We start from the raw sequence: 16,211 nt of genomic DNA on the forward strand, positions 1-16,211 counted from the left end.
TCCCACGACCAGTCAGCGCGGATATGTCGACGCTGGCCCTCAGGTGAGCGAGATGCGGCAGACAGCCAACGGGCAAGCCGCGCGCGCTGGACCGATTCCAGTTCGCCGAGGTGCTGTTCAAAACGACGCCGCCCGGGGGCGACAAGCAATTTGAGAAGTTGGTGTCCGAGTGTGGTGCCGACGCCCATGCTCAGGAAGCCTTGGATCCTGCGCTGGCTTGTTCAGCGTCAGGCTCCAGCCATTCCTGGCGGTTTTGCTGCATGGCGTGCTGCTTGGCGATATCCAGCCCGGCAGGCTTGTGCGTGCCCAGCATGTGCTTCTTGATCCACTTCCAGGGTACATCCACGATGGAGCGGAACAGGCTTTCATAGTCGCACGCAGCCAGGCAGGGCACTTCCGTGCCACGGCGCCAGGAAGGGTTCACCTTTTCGAAGAAGGCGATGTGCGGGTTGGCGGCCTTCAGTTCTGGTGTGATGTCGGCGACATCGCCCTTCAGTCGCACGTACTCCTGGCCAAAGTCCAGCAGCATGGCTTCCTTGTCGAAGGCTTCAGGGAACAGCGCCTCGCAGTAGGCCTGCGTGATGTTGTGATAACGCTCGTTGCGGCCGCCGCGGTTGCCGTCCACCTTGGGGTAGTAGTTGTAGAAGTTGTTCGTCATCAACAGATAGGTCTTGTAACCCTTGGAGATGAGGAACCAGTAGAACGGCGTGAAGGGGCGCTTGATACGCTCGATGATCAGGCGGCGATAGAAGGTGTTGGCCAGCGCGTTGTTGCCCCAGTAGGCCTGCTCGATGATGGTGTCGCCACTGAAGATGCCGCGCACGCGCTTGCCATCGACCGTGATATCAAAAAAAGTCTGCGTCGAGAAGCCCACGATCTTGTCGTCCGACTTGCGGGTGACCAGGATCACGCCCGACTTCTTGCTCAGATCATTGAGGAAGATGTCCAGCGAAGTGTTTTCGTAGTAGCTGGCGTAGATGTCATACATCTGCTTGATGTTGCCAACCGTCACGGATTTGATCGGACGGAAGAACGTGCTGACTTTCTCTTTTTTCGCCGTTGATGACATGCTGGACTCCACCTGAGCACCGGGCTTCAGAAAACACAAGCCCCAACCCCACTTCGAATAGCGGGGTGAGACCTGAATTGAATTTGTTCGATAACTTGTAACGAAGCATGCCTGTGGCGTGATTTGTCCGACACAGTGCTTGCCCCAGTGCGACACCTATATGAGGGGTATCTAACGCTAGGGGTAATACGGGGGTGTGGTTCGTCGGCGACTCATTTGTCGCGGGTGCACCCGTGCCTGAGGGGGGTGTTTCAAACAAGCGAGCAACTAAGGATTGGACTGTTCACGGGTAAGTGCGTATAATCTTTAGGTTTTGCCGACGCCGGGGTCGGCGTTTTTGTGCCCTGAGACGAGTCCCGTCACCTGACAGCCGCTGTTTGCCATGTCCTTTGACGACTCTGACTGGAACAAAGATGACGACCTCCCTGTCCGGCCGCTGACGCGGGAAGAAGCGCAAGCCCTTTCTGCAAGGCACCCCTCCATGTCCGTGTGGCATGTGCTGGCCATTCAGGCTGCGTTCGGGGTGCTGGTCGCGCTGGTCTGGGGCGTCCTGTCAGGTAGTTCGATCTCTGCTGTGTCCTCTTTGTATGGGGCTGCAGTGGCGGTGGTGCCCAATGCGCTGATGGCGCGTGGGGTGTTCGGGCGCAATGCAGGGCGCAGCGTGGGGGGTCTTCTTGTATGGGAGATCCTCAAGCTGGGAATGACTGGTGCGATGCTCGCGCTGGCGCCAGTATGGATCAAGCCGCTTAACTGGGCTGCCATGTTGGTGACCCTGGTGTTGTGCTTGAAAGTCATTGGGGTGGCGTTGCTTGTATGGCAGCGTCGCAAGAAGAATTTTGTTTGACGAGAGTTGCTGATGTCTGCTGATGCACACGCCGCGACGGCTGAAAACGCCGCGCACCACGCGCCAACGGCTGGTGAATACATCAATCACCACTTGCGCCACCTGCAAAACTTCGATGCGAAGCAGCAGATCGCCGATTTCTCTTACTGGAACTACGACTCGTTGTTCTGGTCCGGTCTGCTGGGTCTGCTGGCTGTCTTCATGCTGTGGCGTGCTGCCAGCAAGGCCACGTCGGGCGTGCCTGGCCGTTTCCAGGCTGCGATCGAAATGATCGTCGAGCTGGTTGATACGCAAGCCAAGGGCATCATCCACAACGCCACCTCGCGCAAGGCTGTCGCACCTGTCGCCTTGACGGTGTTCGTGTGGATCTTCTTCATGAACGCCATGGACTTGCTGCCGCTTGACCTGTTGCCCACCATCTGGGGCAAGGTCTACGAGGCGCGTGGCCTGGAAGCTCATCACGCTTACCTGCGGATCGTGCCATCGGCTGACTTGTCCGTGACACTGGGCATGTCGTTCAGCGTCCTGCTGATCTGCCTGTACTACAACGTCAAGATCAAGGGCCTGTTCGGCTGGATCAAGGAGCTGTTCACGGCGCCTTTCCATGCGCACAGCCCCGTCGGCATCATTTTGCTGGCACCCGCCAACTTCGGTCTGAACCTGATCGAATTCGGTGCCAAGACCATTTCCCACGGCATGCGGCTGTGGGGCAACATGTACGCTGGCGAGCTGGTGTTCATGCTGATCGCATTGATGGGCGCCGCAGGTTTCGCGTCGCTGGGTGGCATTGGTCTGTGGATCGGTCACATCATCGCGGGTACCGCCTGGGCCATCTTCCACATCCTGATCATCACGCTCCAGGCATTCATCTTCATGATGCTGACCCTGGTGTACATCGGTCAGGCTCACGAAGGTCACTGATCAGTTATCCCCCCCTCTGATCGTTGAACTTCTTTTTCTCTCAGTTTCTTTTCTAACCTCTCTTTCTTTTCTATTTAGGAGCAATCATGGAAATCGTGTTGGGTAACGTCGCTCTGGCTTGCGGTCTGATCATTGGTCTGGGCGCTCTGGGTGCTTGTATCGGTATCTCCCTGATGGGCGGCAAGTACTTCGAAGCTACCGCTCGTCAGCCTGAGCTGATGAACGAACTGCAAACCAAGATGTTCCTGCTGGCCGGTCTGATCGACGCCGCCTTCCTGATCGGTGTTGGTATCGCCATGCTGTTCGCCTTCGCGAACCCCTTCATTGCCAACCTGGCCAAGTAATCGGTCTTTCTCGACTGAGTTTTTCAATTAACCGAGAAAGGTCCGAGCCATGAATCTGAACGCAACGCTGATTGCGCAGATCGTGGTCTTCATGATCCTGTGGTGGTTCACGATGAAATTCGTGTGGCCACCCATCACGAAGGCCCTCGATGAGCGCGCAGGCAAGATCGCTGACGGTTTGGCTGCGGCTGACAAGGCCAAGCTTGAGCTGGCCAACGCCAACAAAAGCGTCCAGGAGCAGCTCAGCCAATCCCGCGAGGAAATCGCCAAGCGCATCGCTGACGCTGAAAAGCGTGGCAACACCCTGATCGAAGATGCCAAGGGCCGTGCTACGGCTGAAGCAGACAAGATCGTGGCTGATGCCAAGGCGGAAGCCGCGCAACTGATCGTGCAAGCCCGTGAAGCGCTGCGCGAGCAAGTTGCTGGCCTGGCCATCAAGGGTGCCGAGCAGATCCTGCGTCGTGAGGTTTCAGCCCAGGTCCACGCTGACCTGCTGAGCCGCCTGAAGTCGGAGCTGTGATCATGGCTGAGCTTGCCACTATCGCCCGCCCCTACGCAGAGGCCCTGTTCAAAGCTGTGCCTGATGCCGAGCTGATTGCCTGGCAACAGGCCCTTGAGGCTGTGGCAGCTGTCGCCCGTGATCCGCAAGTGCAAGCCCTGGCTGACAATCCCAAGGTTACGTCGAACCAAGTGTTTGATGTGATCGTGGCAGCAGCCAAGGTGACACTGGCTACGTCCTTGACCAACTTCCTGCGCACTGTGCTGGAAAACGGTCGTCTGGCCGCTCTGCCTTTGATGGTCGAGCAGTTCCAGGCGCTGGTCAAGGCACGCCAGGGTGTGTCCGAAGCGCAAATCTACAGCGCGTTCCCGATCGATGCAGCCCAGCTGGCTGACATCATGGGTCCGCTGGAAAAGCGCTTTGGTCGCAAGCTGGAAGCCAAGGTCGAACTCGACGCTGAACTGATTGGCGGCGTGCGCGTCGTGGTGGGTGACGAAGTGCTCGACACTTCCGTCAAGGCTCGCCTCGATCGCATGAAGTCCACTCTGTTGGCTTGAGTCGCAGTACGGGTAACCGAACCGACGCAACCAATAGTCGCTCAATTCCTACCGGTGGTTTTCATGCCACTCCTGACAACCGCCGGTCGTTGTCAACGAGGTTTGCCACTGTGCAGCCCTTGACCAGACTGGGAGCAAAGCAATGCAACTGAATCCCGCAGAAATTTCCGAACTGATCAAGAGCCGCATCGAAGGTCTCGGCGCGGCTGCCGACATTCGCAACCAAGGTACCGTCATCTCCGTGACGGACGGTATCGTCCGCGTGCACGGTTTGTCCGATGCCATGCAGGGCGAAATGTTGGAGTTCCCCGCTGACGCCTCCGGCGTCCCCACCTACGGCCTGGCCCTGAACCTCGAGCGCGACTCCGTCGGCGCCGTGATTCTGGGTGCCTACGAGCACATCTCGGAAGGCGACACCGTCAAGACGACGGGTCGCATTCTGGAAGTGCCCGTTGGTCCCGAGCTGATTGGTCGCGTGGTGAACCCCCTGGGTCAACCCATCGACGGCAAGGGCCCGATCAACGCCAAGCTGACTTCTCCTATCGAGAAGATCGCTCCTGGTGTGATCGCCCGTGAATCCGTGTCGCAGCCTCTGCAAACCGGCATCAAGTCGATTGACTCGATGGTGCCCGTGGGCCGTGGTCAGCGCGAACTGATCATTGGTGACCGTCAGACCGGTAAAACGGCTGTGGCCATCGACGCCATCATCGCCCAGAAGGGCCAGGGCGTCACTTGTATCTACGTCGCCATCGGTCAGAAGGCATCGTCGATCAAGAACGTCGTGCGCTCGCTGGAACAAGCTGGCGCCATGGAATACACCATCGTCGTGGCGGCTTCGGCTTCTGACTCGGCTGCGCTGCAGTTCGTGTCGGCCTACTCCGGTTGCGCCATGGGCGAGTACTTCCGCGATCGTGGCGAAGACGCCCTGATCGTGTATGACGACCTGTCCAAGCAAGCTGTGGCCTATCGTCAGATCTCGCTGCTGCTGCGCCGTCCTCCCGGACGCGAAGCTTTCCCTGGCGACGTGTTCTACATCCACTCGCGTCTGCTGGAACGTGCAGCCCGCGTGAACGCCGACTACGTCGAAGCGTTCACTGAAGGCGCCGTCAAGGGCAAGACAGGTTCGCTGACGGCTCTGCCGATCATCGAAACCCAAGCTGGTGACGTGTCCGCCTTCGTGCCTACCAACGTGATCTCGATCACCGACGGCCAGATCTTCCTGGAAACGTCGCTGTTCAACGCTGGTATCCGTCCTGCCATCAACGCCGGTATCTCCGTGTCCCGCGTGGGTGGTGCTGCTCAGACCAAGATCGTCAAGGGCCTGTCCGGCGGTATCCGTACCGACCTGGCGCAGTACCGTGAACTGGCTGCGTTCGCGCAGTTCGCTTCCGATCTGGATGCCGCTACCCGCAAGCAGTTGGACCGCGGTGCTCGCGTGACCGAACTGCTCAAGCAGGCTCAGTACTCGCCGCTTCCTATCTCCCTGATGGGTGCGACGCTGTTCGCTGTGAACAAGGGCTACATGGACGACGTGGACGTCAAGAAGATTCTGGCCTTCGAAGCTGGTCTGCACCAGTTCCTGAAGACCAGCCACGCTGCGCTGCTGAGCAAGATCGAAGCCTCGAAGGCCCTGGACAAGGACGCTGAAGCCGAACTGCAATCGGCCATCGTCGCGTTCAAGAAGACCTTCGCCTAAAGGAGCATTCCATGGCGTCAGGCAAGGAAATACGCGGCAAGATCAAAAGCGTAGAGAACACCAAGAAGATCACCAAGGCCATGGAAATGGTCGCGGCTTCGAAGATGCGCAAGGCACAGGACCGCATGCGTGCGGCCCGTCCTTACGCTGAAAAGGTGCGCAATATCGCGGCGAACTTGGCTCATGCCAACCCCGAGTACGTCCATCCCTTCATGATCGCCAACACTGGCGGCAAGAAGGTGGGCTTCATCGTGGTCAGCACAGACAAAGGCTTGTGCGGCGGCTTGAACACCAACGTGCTGCGCGCCGTGACCAACAAGCTCAAGGAGCTCGACGGTCAAGGTGTCAAGGCTGACGTCGTGGCGATCGGTAACAAGGCCGCTGGCTTTTTCAACCGCATCGGCGCCAACGTGGTGTCGAGCGTGGTCGGTATGGGGGACACCCCGCATCTGGAAAAGATGATCGGCCCGGTCAAGGTGCTGCTCGACGCTTACCAGGCTGGTGAGCTCAGCGCGGTCTATTTGTGCTTCACCCGCTTCATCAACACGATGAAGCAGGAGGCTTTGGTCGAACAGCTGCTGCCGCTCAATGCCAGCACGCTGCAGACCGAGACGACGCACCAGTGGGACTACATCTATGAGCCGGACCCCGTCGCAGTGATTGATGAATTGATGGTTCGCTATGTCGAAGCGTTGGTCTATCAGGCTGTGGCCGAGAACATGGCGTCGGAGCAATCCGCGCGCATGGTGGCCATGAAGTCCGCCACCGACAACGCAGGCAACGTGATCAAGGAACTGAAGCTGGTCTACAACAAGACCCGTCAGGCCGCCATCACGAAGGAACTGTCCGAAATCGTCGCCGGTGCGGCCGCGGTTTGATTCACGCAGATTTTGAATTGATTGAAGGAACGAAAAATGGCTGACACGCAAACAGTGGGCAAGATCGTTCAGTGTATCGGCGCCGTGGTGGACGTGGAATTTCCCCGCGACCAGATGCCCAAGGTGTACGACGCCCTGAAGATGGAAGGCTCCACGCTGACCCTCGAAGTGCAACAGCAGTTGGGTGACGGCATCGTCCGTACCATTGCGCTGGGTTCGTCTGACGGCCTGCGCCGCGGCAACCAGGTGTACAACACCAACGCCCAGATCACTGTGCCCGTGGGCCAGGCTACCCTGGGTCGCATCATGGACGTGCTGGGCGCGCCCATCGACGAACGTGGTCCTGTGGACGCCGCTCAATCGGCGCCTATCCACCGCAAGGCTCCTGCGTACGACGAACTGTCGCCTTCGCAAGACCTGCTGGAAACCGGTATCAAGGTGATCGACTTGATCTGCCCGTTCGCCAAGGGCGGCAAGGTGGGTCTGTTCGGTGGCGCCGGTGTGGGCAAGACCGTGAACATGATGGAACTCATCAACAACATCGCCAAGGCTCACTCGGGTCTGTCGGTGTTCGCTGGTGTGGGCGAGCGTACCCGTGAAGGTAACGACTTCTATCACGAAATGGCCGACTCCAAGGTCGTGGACCTGGACAACCTGAGCAACTCCAAAGTGGCGATGGTTTACGGTCAGATGAACGAACCCCCAGGAAACCGTCTGCGCGTGGCGCTGACCGGCCTGACGATCGCTGAGTCCTTCCGTGACGAAGGCCGTGACGTGCTGTTCTTCGTGGACAACATCTACCGCTACACCCTGGCCGGTACCGAAGTGTCCGCCCTGCTGGGCCGTATGCCTTCCGCCGTGGGTTACCAACCTACGCTGGCCGAAGAAATGGGCCGTCTGCAAGAGCGCATCACCTCGACCAAGGTTGGCTCGATCACCTCGATCCAGGCCGTTTACGTCCCTGCGGATGACTTGACCGACCCGTCGCCTGCCACCACCTTCGCGCACTTGGACTCCACCGTCGTGTTGTCCCGTGACATCGCCTCGCTGGGTATCTACCCCGCCGTGGACCCGCTGGACTCGACCTCGCGTCAGCTGGACCCGAACGTGGTGGGCGAAGAGCACTACCAAGTGGCCCGTGGCGTGCAAAACACGCTGCAGCGCTACAAGGAACTGCGCGACATCATCGCGATTCTGGGTATGGACGAACTGGCTCCCGAGGACAAGCTCCTGGTTGCTCGCGCTCGTAAGATCCAGCGTTTCCTGTCGCAGCCTTTCCACGTGGCCGAAGTGTTCACTGGCTCGCCCGGTAAGTATGTGCCTCTGAAGGAAACCATCCGTGGTTTCAAGATGATTGTGAATGGCGAGTGCGATGCACTGCCTGAGCAAGCCTTCTACATGGTTGGCACAATCGACGAAGCCTTCGAGAAGGCCAAGAAGGCCTGATCACCGGCGTGATCGCGCGGCATGCTGCGCGATCACTTGGTGCTCTGTCCCTCTTTTGCGCTTGTTAGCGCTAAAGGAAACAAAGCATGTCCACCATTCACGTTGATGTTGTCTCCGCCGAAGAGTCGATCTTTTCGGGCGAGGCTACGTTGGTGTCCCTGCCCGGTGAAGTGGGCGAGCTCGGCATTCTGCCGAAGCACGCACCGCTGATCACCCGGATCAAGCCGGGCGCCGTGCGTATCCAGCGCGCTGACAACAAGGAAGAAGAGTTTGTCTTCGTGGCCGGCGGCATTCTGGAAGTGCAGCCTGGTTGCGTGACCGTTCTGGCCGACACCGCCATCCGCGGCAAGGATCTGGACGAGGCCAAGGCCAACGAGGCCATGCGTCTGGCTCAGGAAGCCGTTCAGAACGCCAAGGGCGAGCTGGATCTGGCCAAGGCTCAAAGCGAGCTGGCCACCATGGTGGCTCAATTGGCTGCCATTGCCCGTCTGCGCAAGAAGTGATCTGATTCGGACGGCCATGGCGAGGTGCATCACCTGCGCTGTAGCCTCCTCTTCAAAGCCCGCTGGCTCTTTGCCGCGGGCTTTTTTCATGTCTGCGCGGATCCGACGCGAGATCGCAGTGCATCGCTGGCCGCGATCGGGTCACCGCTTTGCTGCATCACGCGCATCCACGTCTTGAATTCGGTAGGGGCGGCTTCGTCCCAGGGATGAAAGCCGGGCTTGTACCAGGCGAGGTAAGGGCGCAGAAGCGGGCCCATGAGGCCGCCGGGCTTGTAGAGCCACCACAAGCCCTTGAGCCAGATCCCCCAGCGTTGCAGGCGGTTGTAGCCGTCCACCTTGAGCATGTGGTTGAGGATCTGGAAGACGAACATCGGGAACTGGAAGCTGACCATCAGCAGCGCCCACACACGCAGGCCGTAGCCAACCTTGGCCACATCCTGCATGACGTCAAAGGCCACGCCTTTGTGCTCGACTTCTTCGATGGCATGCCAGACGTACATGGCTCGTACGCGCGGGTCGGCACCTTCAAAGTGATGTTTGTGCTCAACGAAGGTATGGGCCATGAGCGCGGTGATGTGCTCGGAGGCGGCCGTGATGGCCAGGGTGTGGCCTTTGCTCATGGTCTTGCGGGCAATGTCGAACAGGTTGCGGCGCTGGTTGGCGAGGATCTTGTCGACCTTGACGCCTTGACTGGACAGCCTGAGGTTGAAGGCGTTGTGGACCTTGGTGTGCTGGGCTTCCTGGCGGGCAAAGTCGAGCAGGACTTGCTTGTGGGCAGGGTCGCGGATCTGGTCTTTGTAGTCGCGCACGCAGGCGATGAAGAAGCGCTCCCCCTCAGGGAAGAGGGTGGACATGGCATCGAAGAAGCGGGTCTTGAAGGGATCGCCGCCAAACCAGTGCCGGGGGATGTCGCCATCCAGGTCAAAGTCCAGGCCTTCGCGGACCGTGATGGTCAACTGGGCTTCGTGCAGATGCTCGGTGGGTCTGAGGTCTTGCGCAGTCATGGCTGAATCTTTCGGATGACTGTGCCATGGGCTTGACTGATGTGGCGCAAGGGCCGGCCAGCGAGGGGCGCGAAAGCGTGGCGGATGCACGCGGATCGGATCTGGCAAAAGTGGCAAAGACGCCGGCTCGACTGCGGCTTGGCGATTGGAGCGTTGCGCACGCAAAAAAAAGCCACGATGCCCAGGGGCACCATGGCTGCAATGCGCTTGATCAGAGATCTTGAAGACGGCGACCGTCTCAAGTCTGTGGTGGCGCGTGAGGCATCACGCGAAAGAAAGATGGACGTGGAGATGTCGCGAGATGCCTCGGTGATTCAGGCGCCGGCGGCGTACAGGGCTTCACCGGCCTGGATGGGGTCGCCTGTGCGGTTGTAGGTGTCCAGCCAGAGCTTGTAGCTGCGCATCTGGCCGTTTTGCCAGGGGTGGAAGCCGGGCTTGTAGTACTGGATGTAGTGACCGAACAGGGACATGAACAGCCCACCGGGCTTGTACAGCCACCACAGGCCCTTGGCCCAGATTTTGGTGCGTTGCCAGCGGCTGAAGCGGTCAACCTTCAGCATGTAGCGGGTGACCAGCAGAGCGTGGATGTTGAAGCCCAGCGTGACCAGCATCATCGCCAGGATGCGCTGAAAGTAGTTGACCTTGGCAGCCTTCTGCATCACGTCAAAGGCCACGGCCTTGTGCTCGACTTCTTCCATGGCGTGCCAGGCGTACATCGCACGCATGCGGTGGTCGGCGTTGGCCAGCAGGGTTTTGTCTTCGCAGAAGCTGTGCGCCATGATGGCTGTGAGGTGCTCGGCGGCGGCGGTGTCAGCCAGCGTCATCTTCTTGGGCACCTTCTTGCGAATGATGTTGAAGAGGATGTGGTGCTCGATGCGTTCGAGCATGTCGACATCGATGCCTTGCGCTTTCAGGCGGTTGTTGTAGGTCGTGTGCACGATGCCGTGCTGACCTTCCTGGCGCATGAAGTCCTTGATCTCCTGCAGGAGCTTGGGATCGGTGACTTGATCGCGGAAATCACGCACGCAGGAGATGAAGTAGCGCTCGCCTTCAGGGAAGATGGTCGACATGGCGTCGAAGAAGCGCGACTTGAACGGGTCGTTATCAAACCAGTACTTGGGGATGTCGCCATCCAGGCCGAAGTCGAGCTTTTCGCGCGGAATGATCGGGGGCGATTGGTTCATGATCTCACTCCTTCTTGGGTGGGAATCAACGGGGCTGGCTTCAGGCGTGGGCCATGCCTTGGGTCAGATCAGCGTGCAGGCGGTTGCCGGCTTCGACGGGGTCACCGGTTTCCTTGAGCAGGCGCACCCAGGGTTCGTAGCTGGGCACCACGGGCTCTTGCCAGGGGTGGAAGCCGGGCTTCAGATACGAGAAATACTTGCCGAGCATGGGCATGAAGATGCCGCCGGGCTTGTACAGCCACCACAGGCCCTTGGCCCAGATCTTGGTGCGCTGCCAGCTGCTGAAGCCATCGGCTTGCAGCATGTGCTTCATGATGCGGAAGACGTGATAGGGGAAGAGCGCCGTCACCAGCAGCATGGAGCCGATGCGGTTGAGGTAGCTGGATTTGGCGATGTCGACCAGCACGTCATAGGCGACGCCCTTGTGCTCCATCTCTTCCATGGCGTGCCAGACGTAGAGGGCGCGCATGCGCTCGTCGGCACCATTGAAAATGTGGGGACGCTCGACAAAGCAGTCGGCCATGATGGCGGTGATGTGCTCGGAGGCGGCCGTGATGCCCAGGGTGAACTCACGCGAGCAGTGTTGGCGGATGATGCCGAACAGGCGGCGCTCCTGGCCTTCGAGGATCGCGTCCACGCCGATGCCGTGGCTCTTGAGGCGGTTGTTGTAGCGGGTGTGCAGCATGCTGTGCTGCGCTTCCTGGCGGGTGAAGTCCTTGATGTCTTCGATCATCTTGGGATCGGTGATCTGATCCTTGTAATCACGCACGCAGGTGATGAAGAACTTCTCGCCCACGGGGAAGAGGGTGGACATGGCGTCGAAGAAGCGGGTCTTGAACGGGTCGTTGTCCAGCCAGTATTTGGGGATGTTGCCGTCCAGATCGAAGTCCAGCTTTTCGCGTGGAACGATGGGGGGCGGGGTGAGTTTGTTTTTGCTCATGTTTTGTCTCCTCGGACGCCGGCTGTCACAACTTGCAACGGCGGTCTGACAGGTTGAGACTTTAGGGACGACCCTTGATCTGCGCTATGTGACGTAGCGACATCAAGGTAAGTTTGGCGACAGGTCGTCTCTAGGGAAAACGCGGTGAATGCGTTTCGTTTTCGGCATGCCGGACACGGGCTTGAGCCTCCTCCGGTGTTTGCGCCGCGCTTCAGCCGTGTTGGCGGCGGTATTGGCTGGGGGTGACGCCAGACCAGCGCGTGAAGGCCTGGGTGAAGCTGCGGCGATCGGAAAAGCCCAGGCGGTCGCTGATGTCTTCGATCGGCGTGGTGTTCTGGCGCAGCCATTGCTGGGCCAGTTTGTAGCGCACACGGCCCTGGATGGCCGAGTGGCTGTCGTTGACTTCCTTCAGGCGCCGCTGCAGGGTGCGGGCGTGCAAGCCGAGTTCTTCTGCCAGTGCTTCCAGGCCCAGGCCCATGAGGCGAGGCTTGTCGTGGAAGGCGCGTTCGATCTGTTTGATCAGGGCCTGGCCATGGTGGCCGACGGCTTCGGCCGGCGTGGTTTCAACGCGCTGGGCCACTTTCTGGGCCAGGCGTTTGGCTGCTTGTTCATGCAGGACGGGGAAGGCGCCGGTCAGGGGTTGATCCAGCAGCGCCCGGTCAAACCAGAGGGCGTCCATGGGCGCGCCCCATTCGATGGGAACCTGGAGGGCCGCCTCGACCTGGTCGCTCCAGGCATGACGAGGGTGGCGCATGGTGATGCGCCCGATCAAGGTCTGGCCGCCCAGCAGCATGCGGCTGAATTTGATCGTGGTCGTGATCACGCCTTCGGTGAAGGTCCAGGTGCGACCGATGTCGTCGTCGGGAACGTCGAAGTTCAGCGCAATGCGGGCTTCATTGCCGTGCTCGGCCAGGGCGAAGGTCAGGTAGGGGTTGATCAGCGAGGGGATCCACTCCAGAGCGCGGGTCGCATCGCGCAGGGTGGCGCTGGTCGTGATGAAGGTTTCCACGTCCGACATGTATTCGAACGCGAAGGTCTCGCCCAGCACAACGGGGAAGTGCTTGGGGCTGCCGATGCGACGCGTTTCTTCAACGCAGCGCTGCATGAGGCGCTGCATGGTGTCGCGCGAGACCGTGGACGTTTCCGGATGCAGGCTGGCCGTGTCGATGCCTTCCTGGCGGAAGATGGATTCGATGTCGATGCCACACAGGCGTGCTGCGCGAACCCAGTTCGTCACGGTGACGAAGGGAATCTGCTGGTCGGTACTGGAAGCCGGGATCAACGGGGTCATGGGCCTTTTGTGAGGCAGAGGTCAGGTCGTTTTCAGGCAGGGACGGGTGCTCGGGCCTCGGTGGGAGATGGCACCTCGAAATGATGCAGCCATTTCAACACTTCTGCAGCGGTCAGCTCCGGAAGTTCGAAAGGATACAGGTGTGTGCCGTCCATCCATGACAGATTGCGCCCCACCAACTGCTTGATGCCCTGGATGCCCACCTTGCGGGTCTCGCGCGAATGTGTGCCGCCGATGAAGGCCAGCGGGCATTGATGAGGATGCCGGCGGAACTCCTGCAGCAGGTCGTGCGGCATGGAGGCGTAGATGGCGGACTCGATTTCACGGCGGAAGCTCAGGCGGCGCGACTGGCCATCGAGGTGGGTTTCGGTGCCGTGGGCCAGGTAATCCTTCAGCACCCGTGGGTGGAAGGCTGCGAACTTGGGTTTGGCCGAGAAGTGCTCGTGTGCGACTTGCAGGCTGGCCCACTCGTTCGTGCGCTGTGCGGCGATGCGGGCGGGTACGACCACGCGGTCGATCGTGCCCAGTCGTTTGGCCAGCCCTACGCCGGCGCTTTTCCAGCCATGCAGCACGGGCGAATCCATGATCACGACGCCCTGGGCCAGACCTGGATGGCGGCTGGCGGCCATCATGCTCAGGTACCCGCCCAGCGAGTGCCCCACCAGCCAGGCGGGATGGCCGACTTCGCGCTCGATGAAGTCCTTGAGCTGGGCGACCAGATGGGGCCAGTTCATGGTGACGGGGTAGCGCGCATCGTGGCCGAATTTGTCCAGCGCGTGGACCTCGTAGCCGGCCTGCCGCCACGCTTCGAACAGTGCCTGATAGGTGCTGGCCGGAAAGCTGTTGGCGTGCGAGAAGACGATGGTGCGGTGAGCAGTCTGGAGCTTCATGGCGGTCTCAGCGGGGAAGTCAAACGCGTGCGGCCCGGCATGGGGCGAGCGCACCATGGAATGGTTTTCGGTCATCGGTGCGCCGTACTGAATGGCTTGGCAATATTACTTTCATGCTTAATTTATGGAGATGAGTGTAATGTCGTTGCGCGGGGGCATCAAGCATCCGATCTGGAGGCGTATTTCCGTCATTCAAGAGAAGGAGTTTGGTGTGACACTGGACACAGATAGACAACCGCAGAGCGCCTCACCATGCAACGTGCCACCAAGATCGTCGCCACCCTCGGACCAGCCTCTTCGACGCCTGATGTGCTCGAAAAAATGCTGTTGGCTGGTGTCGATGTGGTGCGGCTGAACTTCTCGCATGGCAAGGCGCAGGACCACATTGACCGCGCGCAGGCCGTGCGCGATGCGGCGGCCAAGGTTGGCAAGGTCGTGGCCATCATGGCCGACCTGCAAGGCCCCAAGATCCGCGTGGGCAAGTTCGCCGAAGGCAAGGTGATGCTGGAGCCTGGCCTGCCTTTCGTGCTGGATGCCAGCCGCACCGAACTCGGTGACATCAACGGCGTCGGCCTGGACTACAAGGAACTGCCGCGCGACGTGAAGCCCGGCGACATCCTGCTGCTCAACGATGGCTTGATCGTGATGAAGGTCGATGCCGTCAAGGGCGAGGCCGTGCACACGACCGTGAAGCTGGGTGGCGAGTTGTCCAACAACAAGGGCATCAACAAGCAGGGCGGGGGCTTGACCGCGCCAGCCCTGACCGCAAAGGACATGGAAGACATCAAGACGGCCGCGAGCTTCCAGTGCGACTACATCGCTGTGTCCTTCCCCAAGAACGCCACCGACATGGAAATGGCGCGCCAGCTGTGCAATGTGGCCGGCGAGCCCTGGAAGCACCGTCCCGCCTTGATCGCCAAGATCGAGCGCACGGAGGCGATTCCGAACCTGGAAGCTATCCTGAAGGCGTCCGACGGGATCATGGTGGCGCGGGGCGACCTGGCCGTGGAAGTGGGCAACGCCGCCGTGCCCGCCCTGCAAAAGCGCATGATCAAGATGGCGCGCCACATGGACAAGGTCGTGATCACGGCCACGCAGATGATGGAGTCCATGATCGTCAACCCGGTGCCGACACGCGCCGAGGTGTCGGACGTGGCCAACGCCGTGCTGGATGGCACCGACGCCGTGATGCTGAGCGCCGAGACGGCGGCCGGCAAGTACCCGATCGAGACGGTCGAGCAGATGGCCAACATCGCCCAGGCCGCCGAAGCCGCCGAAGAGGTGTCGCTGGACGCCGATTTCACGAACACAACCTTTGGCCGCATCGACCAGTCGATCGCCATGGGCGCCCTGTTCACGGCCTATCACCTGGGTTGCAAGGCCATCATCGCGCTGACCGAATCCGGCTCGACGGCGCTGTGGATGAGCCGTCACAAGATCCATGTGCCCATCTTCGGCCTGACGGCGCAGCCGATTTCGCAACGCAAGATGGCGCTCTACCGCAATGTGCGCCCCCTGCTGATCCCCAATTATTCGGACCGTGACGAGGCGCTCAAGCACGCCGAGGCCATGCTGGTCGAGCGCGGTGTGCTGCGCCCGGGCGACACCTACGCCATCACCTGCGGGGAACCCATGGGCCACCCGGGCGGCACCAATATGCTCAAAGTGTGCGAAGTGAAATAAAAAGGCACAAACCCCTCCGCCCGAAACTGGGGGTAGGTAAGCACGCTGGGCTTCGTTAGAATTCCGCCCAGTTCTCACGCGCAGAACAACGCTGTTCTGCGCGTTTCATTTTTTTCTGCTTACCCTGGGGGTTTCATGGCACTCGTTTCGATGCGTCAACTGCTGGATCACGCTGCTGAAAACAATTACGGCATTCCTGCGTTCAACGTGAACAACCTGGAGCAAGTCCAGGCCGTGATGGCCGCTGCTGACGAAATCGGCGCCCCCGTGATCCTGCAAGCCAGCGCTGGCGCCCGCAAGTACGCCGGCGAATCCTTCATCAAGCACCTGATCCAGGCTGCCGTCGAGATGTACCCCCACATCCCCCTGGTGATGCACCAGGATCACGGTCAGTCTCCAGCGATCTGCCAAGGCGCCATCGACCTGGGCTTCGGCTCGGTGATGATGGACGGTTCCCTGAAG

Annotated in this window: 18 protein-coding genes; 11 read left to right on the plus strand and 7 right to left on the minus strand. The window is 60.2% G+C overall.

Annotated features, from left to right (window positions below; genetic code table 11):
• Positions 1-188: hypothetical protein (locus EPO09_RS02655; protein WP_290639874.1), on the minus strand; the 188-nt coding region annotated here is incomplete at its 3' end.
• Positions 189-190: 2 nt separating this feature from the next.
• Positions 191-1,069: a hypothetical protein gene (locus EPO09_RS02660; protein ID WP_290639876.1), complete on the minus strand. Its 879-nt coding sequence runs from the start codon at positions 1,067-1,069 to the stop codon at positions 191-193.
• Positions 1,070-1,451: 382 nt separating this feature from the next.
• On the opposite strand from EPO09_RS02660, the gene EPO09_RS02665 reads away from it, so the two are divergent.
• From EPO09_RS02665 to EPO09_RS02705, 9 genes are all read left to right on the plus strand, one after another.
• The gene (locus EPO09_RS02665) at positions 1,452-1,913 is read left to right on the plus strand and encodes an ATP synthase subunit I (RefSeq protein ID WP_290639879.1); all 462 of its coding nucleotides are present in this window, start codon (positions 1,452-1,454) and stop codon (positions 1,911-1,913) included.
• 12 nt (positions 1,914-1,925) lie between these two features.
• Positions 1,926-2,834 (plus strand): F0F1 ATP synthase subunit A, encoded by a 909-nt coding sequence (atpB, locus tag EPO09_RS02670; RefSeq protein ID WP_290639881.1) that lies wholly within the window; start codon positions 1,926-1,928, stop codon positions 2,832-2,834.
• 86 nt (positions 2,835-2,920) lie between these two features.
• The gene (gene atpE, locus EPO09_RS02675) at positions 2,921-3,178 is read left to right on the plus strand and encodes a F0F1 ATP synthase subunit C (RefSeq protein ID WP_035036753.1); all 258 of its coding nucleotides are present in this window, start codon (positions 2,921-2,923) and stop codon (positions 3,176-3,178) included.
• A gap of 49 nt (positions 3,179-3,227) precedes the next feature.
• On the plus strand, positions 3,228-3,698 hold the full coding sequence (locus EPO09_RS02680) for a F0F1 ATP synthase subunit B (protein ID WP_290639885.1): 471 nt from the start codon (positions 3,228-3,230) through the stop codon (positions 3,696-3,698).
• Positions 3,699-3,700: 2 nt separating this feature from the next.
• Positions 3,701-4,234, plus strand: a complete 534-nt coding sequence (locus EPO09_RS02685) for a F0F1 ATP synthase subunit delta (protein WP_290639887.1) — start codon at positions 3,701-3,703, stop codon at positions 4,232-4,234.
• Between the two features lie 142 nt (positions 4,235-4,376).
• Positions 4,377-5,930: a F0F1 ATP synthase subunit alpha gene (atpA, locus tag EPO09_RS02690; RefSeq protein WP_290639889.1), complete on the plus strand. Its 1,554-nt coding sequence runs from the start codon at positions 4,377-4,379 to the stop codon at positions 5,928-5,930.
• An 11-nt stretch (positions 5,931-5,941) separates the two neighbouring features.
• A complete protein-coding gene (gene atpG / locus EPO09_RS02695) occupies positions 5,942-6,808 on the plus strand; it encodes a F0F1 ATP synthase subunit gamma (protein ID WP_290639891.1) in 867 nt (288 codons plus the stop codon).
• 36 nt (positions 6,809-6,844) lie between these two features.
• On the plus strand, positions 6,845-8,254 hold the full coding sequence (atpD, locus tag EPO09_RS02700; protein ID WP_290639893.1) for a F0F1 ATP synthase subunit beta: 1,410 nt from the start codon (positions 6,845-6,847) through the stop codon (positions 8,252-8,254).
• Positions 8,255-8,340: 86 nt separating this feature from the next.
• Positions 8,341-8,757 carry a F0F1 ATP synthase subunit epsilon gene (locus EPO09_RS02705; RefSeq protein ID WP_035036739.1) on the plus strand — a complete coding sequence of 139 codons (417 nt, stop codon included), beginning with the start codon at positions 8,341-8,343 and terminating at the stop codon, positions 8,755-8,757.
• Positions 8,758-8,843: 86 nt separating this feature from the next.
• Here the strand turns inward: EPO09_RS02705 and EPO09_RS02710 are convergent, their stop codons facing one another.
• From EPO09_RS02710 to EPO09_RS02730, 5 genes are all read right to left on the minus strand, one after another.
• Complete coding sequence (locus EPO09_RS02710) at positions 8,844-9,761, minus strand: metal-dependent hydrolase (RefSeq protein WP_290639896.1); 918 nt, start codon at positions 9,759-9,761, stop codon at positions 8,844-8,846.
• A gap of 314 nt (positions 9,762-10,075) precedes the next feature.
• Positions 10,076-10,945 carry a metal-dependent hydrolase gene (locus EPO09_RS02715; protein ID WP_290639898.1) on the minus strand — a complete coding sequence of 290 codons (870 nt, stop codon included), beginning with the start codon at positions 10,943-10,945 and terminating at the stop codon, positions 10,076-10,078.
• Positions 10,946-10,985: 40 nt separating this feature from the next.
• Entirely contained in the window at positions 10,986-11,885 is a 900-nt protein-coding gene (locus tag EPO09_RS02720; protein WP_290639900.1) for a metal-dependent hydrolase, read from the minus strand.
• A gap of 211 nt (positions 11,886-12,096) precedes the next feature.
• The gene (locus EPO09_RS02725) at positions 12,097-13,176 is read right to left on the minus strand and encodes an AraC family transcriptional regulator (RefSeq protein WP_290639902.1); all 1,080 of its coding nucleotides are present in this window, start codon (positions 13,174-13,176) and stop codon (positions 12,097-12,099) included.
• A 32-nt stretch (positions 13,177-13,208) separates the two neighbouring features.
• Positions 13,209-14,141, minus strand: coding sequence for an alpha/beta hydrolase (locus tag EPO09_RS02730; protein WP_290639903.1), 933 nt, complete (start codon positions 14,139-14,141; stop codon positions 13,209-13,211).
• A gap of 177 nt (positions 14,142-14,318) precedes the next feature.
• Between EPO09_RS02730 and pyk the strand changes: the two genes are divergently transcribed.
• Both pyk and EPO09_RS02740 read left to right on the plus strand, forming a co-directional pair.
• Positions 14,319-15,749, plus strand: a complete 1,431-nt coding sequence (gene pyk / locus EPO09_RS02735; RefSeq protein WP_290639906.1) for a pyruvate kinase — start codon at positions 14,319-14,321, stop codon at positions 15,747-15,749.
• Positions 15,750-15,884: 135 nt separating this feature from the next.
• Positions 15,885-16,211 (plus strand): class II fructose-bisphosphate aldolase (locus EPO09_RS02740; RefSeq protein ID WP_290639908.1); only part of this gene is annotated, 327 nt, incomplete at its 3' end.

Source organism: Aquabacterium sp., from assembly GCF_004297345.1.
GTDB lineage: Bacteria > Pseudomonadota > Gammaproteobacteria > Burkholderiales > Burkholderiaceae_C > Aquabacterium.